A 13,613-nucleotide genomic window follows, 5' to 3' on the forward strand; every position below is an offset into this window, starting at 1 on the left:
ATGCGTCCCCTCAAATGGTTTTCGCCTATCGAATTTCTTAATAATAGTGTCCAATATGATTGACAAACCTACATTTAAGGAGAAATGTTTACATATCAGGCTTCAAAGGTTCTGCAATTGAAATTCTTGACATTTGTTAATACACGTGATATAATATATCTACATTTTGTTAAGGCAGCCCGCATAAATGCCGTGTGGTGTCGCTTTGAGTAAAAGAGGGTATAATATGAAAAGAAACATAAAAGAAAAGGCTATTCACTACTCAAAAATAATAGCCACTGAAAAAAACTTCACTTTATTTATAATACTCACATTGGTACTGATACCTTTAGGTGAGATCGCAACGCTAGTTCACAACGAGTATTTTGTGTCACAGCCTGTTATCGTTGACTTTGCAGGCTGGGTGGGCAGTATAATGGCAGTGGCATATTTTATCACAAACCGAAAAAAGTATTATCCGTCTGACTTCTTTCTTTTCACATTGTTTATGTTTGCCGTAATATCAAGCGCATTTTCGCATGACAGAAATCAGACTCTTTTCGGTTTCTATTATGACGAATGGTTTATACATTATATGGCATATTTCGCCTTGATGTTTGCAGCAACAAATGTCAAAAAACTTAAATACAAAGAATATATCCTTGCTGCATTTGTTACTGTGACAACTATAAATATAGTACCTAGCGTGTTAGAATCTGTTGGAGCATGGCCATATTATGCGTACTTTGATGCAGAATCTCATGAAGAAAACAAATGGGTGTACGGACTTACCCAAAACTCAAACTTCTATGCGGGAATAAGCACAGTTTTCACTGCTTGCTGCACAATGTTGTTCTTATTTGCCAAGAGCAAAAAGACGTGCATTATACTATTTGTAGCAGACCTCCTATGCTTTTACTGTTCCATATCAACAGGCACAAGAATATCGTTGGTAGGCAACATTTGCTTTATGATATTTGCTGTGATACTTATATTTCTTCTGCACAGAAAAGAGAAGTCAAAATCGGATTTGAAATGTCATTTGAAGCGTTACGGACTTGTTTTGGCGGCATTTGGCGTGATATTCTTTATTCTTGTTAAATTTTTTGGAAGACTTAATGGCGACCTTGAAACTACCATAGGCGAATTTGAGAATATGGGTTCTCTTTCTGCATTTGATTCATTCGGCAGTTGGCGTGGCTATATTTGGCGTATCGGGCTTGAATCTGTGCCTGATTTCTGGCTGACAGGTATCGGACTTGACAATTATCGTGACGCATTTGAATACAGGGCAGATTTTTCTACGCTTCCTTGGTCACAGGGCAAAGGACACAATGAATACATACACATACTTGTTACCGAGGGCGTTTTTGCCTTAGTAAATTACCTTGCGCTTCTGTTTTATGCGTTCTTCACAGGAATGAAGAGCGCGCTCAAAAGCATAAACAAAGATCGTGCGAACGCTGTTGTGACCTGCATTTTTTTGACAATGTTCATTGCCTACACTTCACAGGCTTGCTTCAATAGCAGTGTTGTAAACACTGCGCCTTATTTCTGGGTAGTTCTTGGAATGGTAATGACAAAAAATCATCAGAGACCATTTGGATACAGAAAAAAGCTTAAGCAAAGGCAAAGCAAAAGTTAAATTTCTGTAAATTTTTAAGTAGAAACAGAGCTGTGCTTGACTTTTTGGGGCGGATATGTTATGATATTAAAGCCGCATATTCACGGTCATAAGTGTTTGTATTTGCAGACCACCGTGCGTAGCGAGTTTATTTAAAGGTAGGTGCATTCGTAATGTACGCAGTAATTGAAACAGGCGGAAAGCAGTATCAGGTTAAGCCTGGTGATGAGGTTTTCGTAGAGAAGCTGGACGTAAACGCTGAGGACGCTGTTACTTTCGATAAGGTAATGGTAGTTGGCGCTGACGACGGTATCAAGGTTGGCGCTCCATATGTTGACGGCGCTTCCGTAACAGCTAAGGTCATCAAGAACGGCAAGTCCAAGAAGGTGACTGTATTCACTTACAAGCCAAAGAAGGGCGAAAAGACCAAGATCGGTCACAGACAGCCTTACACTAAGGTTATGATCGAAGCTATCAACGCATAATGATCTGTGCTGATTTTTTCAGAAATGAGCATGACAGGCTTGTGGGATTTCGTATAACGGGTCACGCAGGTTACGCAGATTATGGCGAGGACGTATGCTGTGCAAGCGTATCGTCTGCTGTAATGTTGACGGCTAACACTGTCACTGAGGCTTTTAAGATAAAGGCCGATGTCGCAGTGGAAGAAAACGAAATAATATTAAGGCTTGAAAATGACAGCTCAGAGGAGGGGGACAAGCTGCTTTTAGGGCTTCTCACTCATTTATATTTCTTAGCTGAGGAATTTTCAGGCAGGATCAAAGTCACGGTCAGAGATAACTGATCGGACGGATTACATTTTATGGAGGTGTAATTTAGATGATTAAGATTTCAATGCAGTTTTTCGCTCATAAAAAGGGAATGGGTTCTACAAAGAACGGACGTGATTCTGAGTCAAAGAGACTTGGCGTAAAGAGAGCTGACGGTCAGTTCGTACTGGCTGGTAACATCCTCGTTCGTCAGAGAGGCACTCACATTCACCCAGGCGAGAACGTTAAGAAGGGTTCTGACGATACTCTGTTCGCAACAAGCGATGGTGTTGTAAGATTTGAAAGACTCGGTAGAGACCGCAAGAAGGTTTCGGTTTATCCCAAGGCTTAATTTTGTAACATATGACCCTGAGCCTTAGGCTTGGGGTCTTTTGTTGGTTAATGACAACTAAATTTACGCATAATATCATTTATAAGGAGGTTTGATCATGTTTGTCGATCAGGCGAAGATCTATATAAAAGCCGGTGACGGCGGTGACGGTGCAGTTTCATTCCACCGTGAGAAATACGTTGCGGCAGGCGGTCCGGACGGCGGTGACGGCGGTAAGGGCGGAGATATTGTTTTCGTTGTTGACGACAATATCTCAAACCTTATAGATTTCAGATATAAGAGAAAATATGTTGCCGAAAAGGGACAGAACGGCGGCGCCAAAAACTGCTCAGGCAGGAATGCTCCCGACCTTGTGGTGAAAGTTCCTAGAGGCACTGTGGTTAGAGAAATAAAGAGCGGCAGGATACTTGCCGACCTTTCTACCGATGAGCCTGCTGTTATCGCTCACGGAGGCAAGGGCGGGCGTGGAAACGCTCATTTTGCCACTTCCACAAGGCAGATACCGAAGTTTGCAAAGCCGGGTTTCCATGGTGACGAATATGAGGTAATGCTTGAACTCAAGCTTATTGCAGACGTAGGACTTGTGGGCTTCCCGAATGTGGGAAAATCCACGCTCATTTCTGTTGTTTCAGCGGCAAAGCCAAAGATAGCCAACTATCACTTCACTACCCTGACGCCTGTGCTTGGCGTTGTTAAGATAGAAGAGGGAAAATCTTTTGTTATGGCAGATATCCCAGGTCTTATCGAGGGTGCGAGCGAGGGCGTTGGTCTTGGTCACGAATTTCTCAGACACGTTGAGAGGTGCAGACTTATCGTTCACGTTATCGACGTTTCAGGCAGCGAGGGCAGAGATCCTATCGAGGATTTCAAGGCGATAAATCACGAGCTTGAAAACTTCTCAATGGAGCTTGCGGAAGCTCCGCAGATAGTTGCCGCAAACAAGAGCGATATGGCTACCCATGAGCAGGTGGAAAGACTGAGAAACTATGTTGAGGATCAGGGACTTCTCTTCTATGAGATCTCTGCCGCTACCACAAAGGGTACAAAAGAGCTTATGTATGGCGTATGGGAGCGACTTTCTGTTCTTCCGCCTGTTAAGCAGTTTGAAGCTCAGCCGCTCACTCAGGAGGAGCTTGACGATAAGCTCATCTCAAAGAAAGACTTCCGTGTTACTGTGGAGGACGGCGTTTATTTTGTGGAAGCAGATTGGCTTCTTGACATACTCAGGACGGCTAATATGGACGATTACTCCTCACTGCAGTATTTCCAGAACGTACTCAGGACCAGCGGCATAATCGACAAGCTGGAAGAAATGGGTATCGAAGAGGGCGACACTGTTTCTATATTCGACTTTGAGTTTGAATATCTCAGATAGGAGGGAGCGTCACGGGAAAGCTTTCTGATATGGACGCCATGCAATACTCCCCTCTGGCACTGGCTTTTATCGGGGACGGCGTTTACGAGATAAGGGTAAGAGAAAAGCTTATCCTTGAAGCTAATATGCCTGCGGACAAGCTGCACAAGCTCACTGTTGAGAGGGTGTGTGCGGAATATCAGGCAAAGGCTGTTCGCAAGTGGCTTGACGAGGGGCTGCTTAACGAACAGGAAATGGATATTTTCAAAAGGGGCAGAAATGCAAAGGGCATAAATGCTCCGAAACATTCCACTGTGGGGGAATACCGCATGGCGACAGGTTTGGAATGTCTTTTCGGTTTTTTATATCTCACGGGGCGTGAGGAACGTATAGGTGAACTGTTCGAGGCAGCATGGTCTGTGGGCAGCATCAATGAATAATATTACATCAAGGAGTGAATCAAATGTCAGGTCATTCAAAATGGGAAAACATTAAAAGAAAAAAGGGTGCAACAGACGCTGCAAGAGCTAAGATATTTACAAAGATAGGCAGAGAGATCGCTGTTGTAGTTAAGCAGGGCGGTGCTGATCCTGCAGGTAACGCAAAGCTGAGAGATCTTATCGCAAAGGCTAAGTCAAACAACGTGCCTAATGATAATATCGATAGAATTATCAAAAAGGCAGCAGGCGACGGCGACAAGAACAGCTACGAGTCAATGGTATACGAGGGCTACGGTCCAAGCGGTGTTGCTGTTATCGTTGAGTGCCTTACAGACAACAAGAACAGAACAGCAGGCGATATCCGTCACTTCTTCGACAAGTTCGGCGGAAACATGGGTACATCAGGCTGTGTATCTTTCATGTTCTCTGATGTTGGTACTGTTGTTATGGAGAACAACGGTGCTGACGAGGACAAGATAATGGAGGACTGCTTTGAGGCAGGCGCTGACGATTTCAACGTTGATGACGATGTTATCGAGATATCATGCGACCCTAATCAGGTTTCTTCTGTAAGAGAAGCTCTTGAGGGAATGGGTTACAAGGTTCTTTCTGCTGAGGCTGAGAAAGTTCCTTCAAACTACACAACTATCGAAGACGAGGACGCTATCAAGAAGATGGGTCTGCTTCTTGAGCATCTTGAGGACGATGACGACGTTCAGAACGTTTACCACAACTGGGAGAATATGCCGGTTGAAGAGGAAGAATAATCAGGAAAATTTCTGACACTTTACTATTGACATTTACATATAATGTGGTATAATAGAATTAGAAAGATTTATTCTTTTAATAGGGGTTGCGAATCCGTCTAAAATCGCTTTAATAGAGGTCACAGAGCCTTTAAAAATACTGTTTTAATAGGGGTTGCGAATCCGTCTAAAATCGCTTTAATAGGTATTTAAAGGGTCAATTTGTTTTGACCCTTTATTTTTTGTATGGAGATGTATGAACGTGCAGAAGTGGAAAATAATAAACAAGGATTACCTTGACTATCTGAGAGAAAATTATGAGTCGAGGATACCAAGAACAGACTACGGAAATGATAAGCTGAAGCCGTTCTTTGGAGAGCTTATGCGTGTGGGTGACCTTGCATATGTGACGCAGGTATCTTCTGCAAAGCCAAGACACAATAAAATAAAGGCAAATATAGATTTTCAGAAAATAATACATAATGACGTGCTTATAGCTGTTGTAAATCTTAATTATATGTTCCCTGTGCCTGTGTCTGAAATGACAAACCTTGAATACGGAAAAATCGAGGAGTATGTTGATTTCAAAAATGATACTGCCAAAAGCAAATACATTGACCTTCTGAAAAGAGAAATGAAATATATCAAAGAACTTCCTCTTGAAAACAACGCACGCTCATTGTATGCTCTCAAATATGACAAGCCTGAACACGTAATATCAAAGCGTTGTTTTGATTTCAAAACATTGGAAAATGGTGCGCATAAATGGGCGGAGAAGCTCATAAAATAATCATGCAGATATGGTGGACTGACGCTTGCAGGGCGACAGTCCCTTTTAAGCTTTAAACGACGATTTTTCGGGGATTTTCGTGTTAAAATCGCTGAAAATCCTTGCAGCTTTGCGGTGCTGTTTGTAAGTTGTGCTATTGACATAAAAGGGGTTATAGTATATAATAATCGTATGTGTAGATATTGCCCTGAAAAGATAAAAAAATACAGATAATGGGTGATAAGGAAGAAGCAGAAAATGATAGGAGGAAACTTATGAACAAGATTTTTTGTTCTGCTCTGACAGCCGTTGTTGCAGGTGCTATGCTCACAGGCTGTGCCATGCCTTGGGAAAAGGGTGCTGATGACGACGTTGCCCCTGGTGGTTATTCCTATACGGCTGACTCAAATTCAGAACAGAAACAAGCTTATCGCTGGCTCATAGAGCCGACTATAAACGCCGATAATATCATTTCTTTTGACGGAAGTCAGGTCGACCCTAACAACGAAAAGAACACAGCTTATGCCAACTATTCTGTTATCAGACAGAATGGCAAATATGGCATTATAGACTACAGCGGAAACATGGTAGTGCCTGCGGAATATGACGATTACTACACCTGCTGGTGCGGAGAGGTCACGCTTTTCAATATTATAAATGAAAAGAATGACGAATATGAGTATTGCAGTATCGACAGCTCAAATCAGGTAGTTTACTATGCGGCGGAACATCATGACAGCTCACCGAAATATTACTGGAACAGCAATGAGGAAAAGATCTATGTAAAGGACGCTGACGAAGAACAGGGCGAAGAATACACTGGCAAAAAGGCTGTTGTGGTATGTGAAGCTGACGTGAAAAAGTCTGACAATGGTTTTTATGACATTTCTCCTGTGAGCGAACCGCTTTACGGGCTTGCTAAAAAGGACAAGCTTATACTTGATATGCAGTACACTGATTTCTATGCCCCTGCATACAAAGGCGCAGGACTTACCTGCATCGCCTTTGAGAACGACAAAGGCAAGTGGGGATATGTTGGTTCTGACGGCAAGACTATAATCGACTTTAAGTGCGACGGTGACATGAGTGCCTATTGCGGAAAGGTGATAGATGACGAGATGGCTGTTCATCCTTATCTTTTCACTGACGATTATCTGCCGGTATCCATAGATTCATCATATGGTTATTATGACATAGACGGCAACTGTATCGTAAAGCCAGGCGAGTTCGATCAGGCAAGACCTGCTCACAACGGCAAGGCGTGGGTAATGAAGTCTGGAAAATGGGGCGTTATAGCATTCGGTGACGCACCTGTGGAGGAGGACTCATCAGAGGAAGAGACCACCACAACTACGACCACCACAAGCTACATCACCACGACCACAACTTCAAAGACCACCACAACAACTTCGGTTTCAACAGAAACGAAAAAAGCAACTGAAACTACTCCATCTTTGACACAGCCAAGTGAAACCACTGAGGTGTCAACGAACACGGAAACTGTTACAGAAACAGTAACGGAGCCTGTTACGGAAACTGATCCGCCTGCTCCTGAGCCTGAGCCTGAGCCGACACCTGAACAATAGTAAGAATATAAACGGCGTTATCCCACTTTGGGGTACGCCGTTTTTTTGGTGCATGAATATGTGCGGATATTGAAAATGCGTGCATAAACAAAGCATCGAAAGCGGGACGTCGTATTTCTGCAAAGCAGAAATTGCGCCGCTCCCCTACATGGTTTGTGCGTTTTTAATATATTTTTTTTGCTATACAAAAAAAGCTCTGCCGAAACAGAGCTTTTATTTTTTACTGGTTATATATATCTTTCCTGAGAAGTGCTTTGCAGGCTTCAAAATCCACTTCGAGAATTGATTGACCGTCAGATGATGTGCCATATGAATAGGAATCATCATCAGGTATTCTCATGGACTTTATCTCGTAATTCATGGAGAATATCGCCTTATAGGTAAGAGCAAAAAGCTGTGTCTGGGACATATTGGTTGCAAGATGTGACATTGATGCTTTTGCGAACTTGTCTATAGTCAGCGGATCTGAGCTTTTCGCCTTTTCGATTATCTTTGTGATAACTGTTCTCTGGCGTTCTGTTCGCTGGAAATCTGCGTTGCCAACATATCTAAGTCTTGCATAGGCAAGTGCCTGATTGCCGTTTACATGGAGCTTCTTTCCGCCTTTATCAAGATAGTCTGTACCCTTTTTATTGCCAAGAAGCTTGTTTTGCTCTGCCATTGGAGGCTTCATGCCCTCGGCCTCTTCGTCGGAAATGTCAAGCTCGATACCGCCAACTGCGTCAACGATATCAACGAATGACAGAAAGTCGATATAAACATAATCGTCAACGGCAATATCAAAATTATACTCTATGGTATCCATAAGAAGCTCTGCACCGCCGTAAACATACGCTGCATTGAGCTTTGACCATGTGTCTATATCATTTCCGTCAGCGTCAATGCCCTTGATATTCACATACATATCACGCATGAAAGAGGTCATTGTTATCTCTTTTGTGGTGCTGTTAATGGAGAGAAGTATCATAGAGTCTGTTCTGCCACGCTCGTCAGCGTTTCTTGTATCAGAGCCTATAAGCAGGATATTTCGTACATCAGAGCTGTTCATAGAAGCGTCTGTGTTCGTTCGCTGACCTCTTTGCACCTTGTTCACCATGCCTATGTATCGCCATATAAGCACGTTCGCCAATATGAAAACCACCAAAAGTATGATGATAAGCACCTTGAAAAATGTTTTTATAGGGTGTCTTTTTTTATTTTCCACTTTGTTTTTACCTTTTTTGTTCGTCTGACCGTTACGGCTTTTATTGTTTTTGCCAAATTGCAGGTCATTATTTCGTCTTTGGGCTGAGGTCTTGTTGCTTTTTGCTGACTTGCCTGAACCTCTCTGCTTGCTCTGTCCGTTCTGTGGACGTGACGTTTGTCTGCTCTGTGTCTGCCGTCTTGGAGTGCTTTCTCTGTATGAGCCTGAGTGATCTGATGATGAACGGCTTCCCTGCCCGTATGACTGAGCTGTACCCTGTGTATGATCATCAGGGTAGCCAGCGTCATAGTAATCGTCAAAGTCGTTCACGCCCTCGTCTATTTGCTGAACACGCTGTCCGCCAGCACCGCTTATGCGATTGAACTCGTCAAGCTGTCGCTGATATTCCTGTTCGTAGTAGTCCTGAGGCTTATTATCGTTTGTGTAGTTTTGTTGTCTGTCTTTATTAGCCACCTGACTGCACCTCCGTTCATTTTTACAATACCAATATTATAGTACATATCAGGCTTATTGTCAATGACAGAAAAAAAGGCGGAGCTTTTTCCAGCGTCCGCCTTTTTATTTTTACGTTGTTGTGGAGAAGCGGGCGAACAGTGTTCGCCCCTACAAGCCAATGCCGTTTTTATGGGCATTTGCAGGTCTACACATAGCCTTATTTTATTCTGCTGCTTCTTAGGGCATTGAGGATAGCTATTACGGCTACGCCAACGTCTGCGAATACCGCAAGCCACATTCCTGCAAGTCCCAATGCACCGAATATAAGCACAAGGGCTTTTACTCCAAGGGCAAAAATTATATTCTCTCTTACTATTGTCATAGTCTTTCGGGATATCTTTACTGCGTCTTCTATGCTTGACGGATCGTCGTTCATAAGCACAACGTCTGCGGCTTCAATGGCAATATCTGAGCCTAAGCCACCCATTGCGATACCGATATCGGCTCTTGCGATAACAGGTGCGTCATTTATTCCGTCCCCTGCGAATGCAACAAGTCTGCGGTCGGGGTCTTTTATAAGCTGTTCGACCTTTTCAACCTTGTTTTCAGGGAGAAGCTCACTGAAGAATGTTTTTATGCCCACTTTCTTTGCCACCTTTTCGGCGGTATCTTTCTTATCCCCTGTGAGGAGGACAGTTTCAACGCCAAGCTCTCTAAGTCTTGAAACGGCTGTGGCGGAGGTTTCTTTTATTTCGTCGCCAAGGAGTATCTCGCCTATGAACTTGCCGTCAAGGGCAACATAAACTGCTGTCGCAGAATCTTCTGAGCTTTGTGCTGCAATGCCGTTTGTTTCAAGAAGCGCTTTCTTTCCGCAAAGTATCTCCTTGCCGTCAAGCTTTGCTCTTACACCGTTTCCTGCTATCTCTTCAACATCAGAAAGTCTTGCACCGTCTATTTCCTTGCCGTATCTCTGCACTATGGAGATACCGATAGGGTGAGTTGACATACTTTCTGCATATGCGGCGGCTTCAAGGAGGATATCCTGTGAAACGCCCTGTGGGTTTACGCTGAGGACAGTGAACTTGCCCTTTGTAAGCGTACCTGTTTTATCCACTGCGAGAGTTTTGCACTTCGCCATTGTTTCGAGGTTTTTTGCACCCTTTATAAGTATTCCCTTTTTAGAAGCTCCGCCTATTCCTGCGAAGAACGAGAGAGGCACTGAGATAACAAGTGCGCATGGGCAGGATATTACAAGGAACAGAAGTCCTCTATATAGCCATTTTGAGAACTGGTCAAAGCCCAGAATGAAGCTTGGTATAAACACGAGTGCAAGTGCAGCAATTACTACAGCAGGGGTATAAACTCTTGCAAAACGTGTGATGAACTTTTCGGTCTTGGCTTTTCTTTCGCTGGAGTTTTGCACCATATCGAGAATTTTCGACACCGCAGACTCGTGGAAGGTATTTGTGACCCTAACTTTGAGAAGTCCTCTCAGGTTTGTTGAGCCACTGAGGACGCTGTCACCTGCTTTGACCTCAACAGGAAGAAACTCACCGGTAAGTGCTGATGTATCAAGCTCTGATTCGCCTTCTGTTACGATACCGTCAAGAGGTATTCTCTCGCCTGTTTTTACGGCGATCATCTCGTCCTTGAGGATATCCTCAGGAGGAAGCTCGTATGTTTTGCCGTTTCTTACAACTGTTACAGACTCAGGATTAAGCTCCATAAGCTTTGTAATAGATTTTCTTGACTTCTCTACTGCGATAGTCTGGAAAAGCTCGCCCACCTGGAAGAACAGCATAACGGCTGCACCCTCACGGAAGTCTTTAAGTGCAAATGCGCCAACTGTTGCGATAGTCATGAGCAGAGATTCGTCAAAAGCCTCGCCTTTAACAAGGTTTCTAACGGCGGCGATAACAACGTCAAGACCTGCGATAAGGTAAGCAACTATTGCAAGGCCTGCACTGAGATACTCACATACAGTGCCACTTCCAAGCTTATCCAAAAGCATTGATGCGATAAAGAACACGATAGCCACAGAGAGCTTGACTATCTCGCCCTTATGGTCATTCACAGGCTCTTCCTCTGCTGTCTGAGCACCATAATCCTTAACGGTAACGTCAGGCTCAAGCTGATGGACGGTATCCTCTATCATGATACGCAGGTCAGGGTTAGAGCCGTCTGTTTTGACAGTAAGTTTTTTGCTGATAAAATCAACGTTTGATGAAATAACGCCTGCAAGCTCACCCACACGGTTTGCTATCTTTTCACCGCAGTTAGGGCAATCGAGATCCTCCAGCTTCAGGTAGAGAGTTTTCTCAGGGAAATCGCCAAGCTCTTTCACGCTAACGTCAGGTTCAAGCTTATGGACGACGTTTTCTATCTCGGTAAAGATGGAGTTTTTATCGCCGTCAAAATCAACTGTGAGCTTTTTATTGATAAAATCAAGGTTAGAGCTTTTAACGCCTGAAAGCTCGCCCACACGTTTCTCGATCTTTTCCGCACAATGAGGACAATCGAGTTCCTTAAGAAGCAAAGTCATTTTACTCATTTCACATTCTCCTATACTACAAAAAAACAGATCACTTTCTTTACTCGCTGATATGCTCGATACCCATATTGAGTATGACAGCGACGTGTTCATCGGAAACTGAATAATAAACTGTTTTTCCCTCACGTCTATACTTCACAAGTCTGGCCTGTTTCAGCACTCTCAGCTGATGCGAGATAGCGGACTGTGACATTTCCAACAGCTCGGCTATATCGCACACGCACATTTCGTCCTTTATAAGGGTAAAGAGTATTTTCACTCTTGTTTGGTCGCCAAGGACTTTGAAAAGCTCTGCCACGTCATATATCTCCTCCTCGACGGGCATTGTTTTCCCTATTTCCTCCATTTTCTCTATATTCTTTCCTCCGCACTGTTTATGCTCATGCTTTACTGTATTCTCGCTCATTTATTTTCGCTCTCCTTTTCTTATTATTGTTTTAGTATATTCAATATGGGTCATTTCAATTCATCATATGAATAACTGTTCATATGTTTATTATATCATATATTCATGTTTTGTCAAGGGGGTTTTGAAAATTTTTTTGATTTAAGTTATTTGGGGTATTTTGTTTGCATGGTACTGGTTGCATACCATGCGGGCGAACGATGTTCGCCCCTACGGATTATTCGGGCGAGTTTGCTGTGCCGCAAAATCGCTTCGCTATTTGCGGATTTACGTTGTGCTAAGGGATAGAAAAGCGGTGCAGGTTTATGCTTCGATGTTGGTTTTATTTGATGCTTGGGTTCTATGTGCTTTTTGGATTTGTTCTGCACCGCTTAGTAGGCTTACGCCTATTGAGGCTCTGCCTCAAGCTCCGCTAGGGGCTTTGCCCCCAGACCCCCACAATGGGTTTCACCCCTTGACCCTGACCAGGGGCGTGCCCCTGGACCTTTTGCTCGCTTGGCTCGGTGTTGGGGCACAACTCTGGTCAGCTTTGCCCATTCCTCACTCCTCACTCCTCATTTCTCACTCCTCATTCCTCACTTTTTACACCTGTACTTAAACTTGACAAGTGTCTAAAAAAATGTTACTATACTATAGTAATAAAACTTATATGCAAATTCTCGGTCCTATCAGAAAGGAAATGATACTATGTCAAAATCTGTTGAGATCCAATCTCAGGATCTAACCAAAAGATACACCCTCGGCGAGGAGATCTTCAACTCCGTTTCACACGGTGCAGGCGGTCTGCTCTCCATTGCCGGCACTGCCGTTCTTATCGTTCTCGCTGCCATTTACTCCAACGCTTGGGGCGTTGTAAGCTCCGCTATTTTCGGAGCTTCTCTTATCATACTTTACACCATGTCAACCCTTTATCACGCTATCACCAATCCAAAAGCCAAAAAGTTTTTCAGGATAATGGATCACAACACCATTTTCTTCCTCATCGCAGGAACTTACACCCCTATCACTCTTGTGCCGTTGCGAGGTGCGTTTGGCTGGGTTCTTTTCGGAATCGTCTGGGGTGCGGCTATTCTTGGCATTGTGCTGAACTCCATTGACCTTGAAAAGTTCCGCAAGCCTTCTGTTATATGCTATATCGCAATGGGCTGGGTAGTTATAATCGCTGTCAAGCCTATGATAGAAAAAGTTTATCCTCTGTCCTTATGGTTTATTCTTATAGGCGGACTTTTCTACACTGTGGGCGTTATTTTCTATGTTAAAAAGAGCAAGAAATATTTTCACTCAATATGGCATTTGTTCACCATTGCAGGAAGCGTTTTTCACTACTTTGCGGTGCTTATGATGATAACACATGAATAAAAGATCATCCCGAGGGTTTGCGTCCTCGGGATTTTCTG

At 43.5% G+C, this 13,613-nt stretch carries 13 protein-coding genes; 10 read left to right on the top strand and 3 right to left on the bottom strand.

Going from position 1 to position 13,613, the window contains the following annotated elements; translation table 11 throughout:
- The first annotated feature begins 226 nt into the window (after positions 1-226).
- From AB5123_RS10705 to AB5123_RS10745, 9 genes are all read left to right on the top strand, one after another.
- A complete protein-coding gene (locus AB5123_RS10705; RefSeq protein ID WP_038672269.1) occupies positions 227-1,624 on the top strand; it encodes an O-antigen ligase in 1,398 nt (465 codons plus the stop codon).
- Positions 1,625-1,776: 152 nt separating this feature from the next.
- On the top strand, positions 1,777-2,088 hold the full coding sequence (rplU, locus tag AB5123_RS10710) for a 50S ribosomal protein L21 (protein ID WP_022288731.1): 312 nt from the start codon (positions 1,777-1,779) through the stop codon (positions 2,086-2,088).
- Positions 2,088-2,408: a ribosomal-processing cysteine protease Prp gene (locus AB5123_RS10715; RefSeq protein ID WP_022288732.1), complete on the top strand. Its 321-nt coding sequence runs from the start codon at positions 2,088-2,090 to the stop codon at positions 2,406-2,408. The genes rplU and AB5123_RS10715 overlap by 1 nt, the downstream gene beginning before the upstream one ends.
- A gap of 35 nt (positions 2,409-2,443) precedes the next feature.
- Entirely contained in the window at positions 2,444-2,725 is a 282-nt protein-coding gene (rpmA, locus tag AB5123_RS10720) for a 50S ribosomal protein L27 (RefSeq protein ID WP_022288733.1), read from the top strand.
- Between the two features lie 97 nt (positions 2,726-2,822).
- Positions 2,823-4,100, top strand: coding sequence for a GTPase ObgE (gene obgE, locus AB5123_RS10725; RefSeq protein WP_337812133.1), 1,278 nt, complete (start codon positions 2,823-2,825; stop codon positions 4,098-4,100).
- 29 nt (positions 4,101-4,129) lie between these two features.
- Positions 4,130-4,519 (top strand): Mini-ribonuclease 3, encoded by a 390-nt coding sequence (locus AB5123_RS10730; protein WP_046441827.1) that lies wholly within the window; start codon positions 4,130-4,132, stop codon positions 4,517-4,519.
- A 23-nt stretch (positions 4,520-4,542) separates the two neighbouring features.
- Complete coding sequence (locus AB5123_RS10735; protein WP_038672277.1) at positions 4,543-5,286, top strand: YebC/PmpR family DNA-binding transcriptional regulator; 744 nt, start codon at positions 4,543-4,545, stop codon at positions 5,284-5,286.
- A 241-nt stretch (positions 5,287-5,527) separates the two neighbouring features.
- Positions 5,528-6,055: a type III toxin-antitoxin system ToxN/AbiQ family toxin gene (locus AB5123_RS10740; RefSeq protein WP_337812134.1), complete on the top strand. Its 528-nt coding sequence runs from the start codon at positions 5,528-5,530 to the stop codon at positions 6,053-6,055.
- 254 nt (positions 6,056-6,309) lie between these two features.
- A complete protein-coding gene (locus AB5123_RS10745; protein WP_195249551.1) occupies positions 6,310-7,620 on the top strand; it encodes a WG repeat-containing protein in 1,311 nt (436 codons plus the stop codon).
- Positions 7,621-7,840: 220 nt separating this feature from the next.
- Here AB5123_RS10745 and AB5123_RS10750 read toward each other — a convergent pair whose 3' ends face one another.
- The 3 genes from AB5123_RS10750 to AB5123_RS10760 form a co-directional block, all read right to left on the bottom strand.
- Positions 7,841-9,277: an LCP family protein gene (locus AB5123_RS10750; RefSeq protein ID WP_337812135.1), complete on the bottom strand. Its 1,437-nt coding sequence runs from the start codon at positions 9,275-9,277 to the stop codon at positions 7,841-7,843.
- Positions 9,278-9,476: 199 nt separating this feature from the next.
- Positions 9,477-11,810, bottom strand: a complete 2,334-nt coding sequence (locus AB5123_RS10755) for a heavy metal translocating P-type ATPase (RefSeq protein WP_337812136.1) — start codon at positions 11,808-11,810, stop codon at positions 9,477-9,479.
- Positions 11,811-11,850: 40 nt separating this feature from the next.
- Positions 11,851-12,216 (bottom strand): metalloregulator ArsR/SmtB family transcription factor, encoded by a 366-nt coding sequence (locus AB5123_RS10760; protein ID WP_022287119.1) that lies wholly within the window; start codon positions 12,214-12,216, stop codon positions 11,851-11,853.
- Positions 12,217-12,903: 687 nt separating this feature from the next.
- Here AB5123_RS10760 and AB5123_RS10765 point away from each other — a divergent pair.
- Positions 12,904-13,575 (top strand): hemolysin III family protein, encoded by a 672-nt coding sequence (locus AB5123_RS10765; RefSeq protein WP_117892063.1) that lies wholly within the window; start codon positions 12,904-12,906, stop codon positions 13,573-13,575.
- Positions 13,576-13,613: the final 38 nt, after the last annotated feature.

The organism is Ruminococcus sp. RTP21204st1_B2_RTP21204_210225 (assembly GCF_040914135.1).
In the GTDB taxonomy this organism is placed as follows: Bacteria; Bacillota; Clostridia; order Oscillospirales; family Ruminococcaceae; genus Hominimerdicola; species Hominimerdicola aceti.

Bases quoted from the DNA above. Each gene is read 5' to 3' on its own strand.
- AB5123_RS10705 (WP_038672269.1), top strand. From the start codon at position 227: ATGAAAAGAAACATAAAAGAAAAGGCTATTCACTACTCAAAAATAATA.
- rplU (WP_022288731.1), top strand. From the start codon at position 1,777: ATGTACGCAGTAATTGAAACAGGCGGAAAGCAGTATCAGGTTAAGCCT.
- AB5123_RS10715 (WP_022288732.1), top strand. From the start codon at position 2,088: ATGATCTGTGCTGATTTTTTCAGAAATGAGCATGACAGGCTTGTGGGA.
- rpmA (WP_022288733.1), top strand. From the start codon at position 2,444: ATGATTAAGATTTCAATGCAGTTTTTCGCTCATAAAAAGGGAATGGGT.
- obgE (WP_337812133.1), top strand. From the start codon at position 2,823: ATGTTTGTCGATCAGGCGAAGATCTATATAAAAGCCGGTGACGGCGGT.
- AB5123_RS10730 (WP_046441827.1), top strand. From the start codon at position 4,130: ATGGACGCCATGCAATACTCCCCTCTGGCACTGGCTTTTATCGGGGAC.
- AB5123_RS10735 (WP_038672277.1), top strand. From the start codon at position 4,543: ATGTCAGGTCATTCAAAATGGGAAAACATTAAAAGAAAAAAGGGTGCA.
- AB5123_RS10745 (WP_195249551.1), top strand. From the start codon at position 6,310: ATGAACAAGATTTTTTGTTCTGCTCTGACAGCCGTTGTTGCAGGTGCT.
- AB5123_RS10755 (WP_337812136.1), bottom strand. From the start codon at position 11,810: ATGAGTAAAATGACTTTGCTTCTTAAGGAACTCGATTGTCCTCATTGT.
- AB5123_RS10760 (WP_022287119.1), bottom strand. From the start codon at position 12,216: ATGAGCGAGAATACAGTAAAGCATGAGCATAAACAGTGCGGAGGAAAG.
- AB5123_RS10765 (WP_117892063.1), top strand. From the start codon at position 12,904: ATGTCAAAATCTGTTGAGATCCAATCTCAGGATCTAACCAAAAGATAC.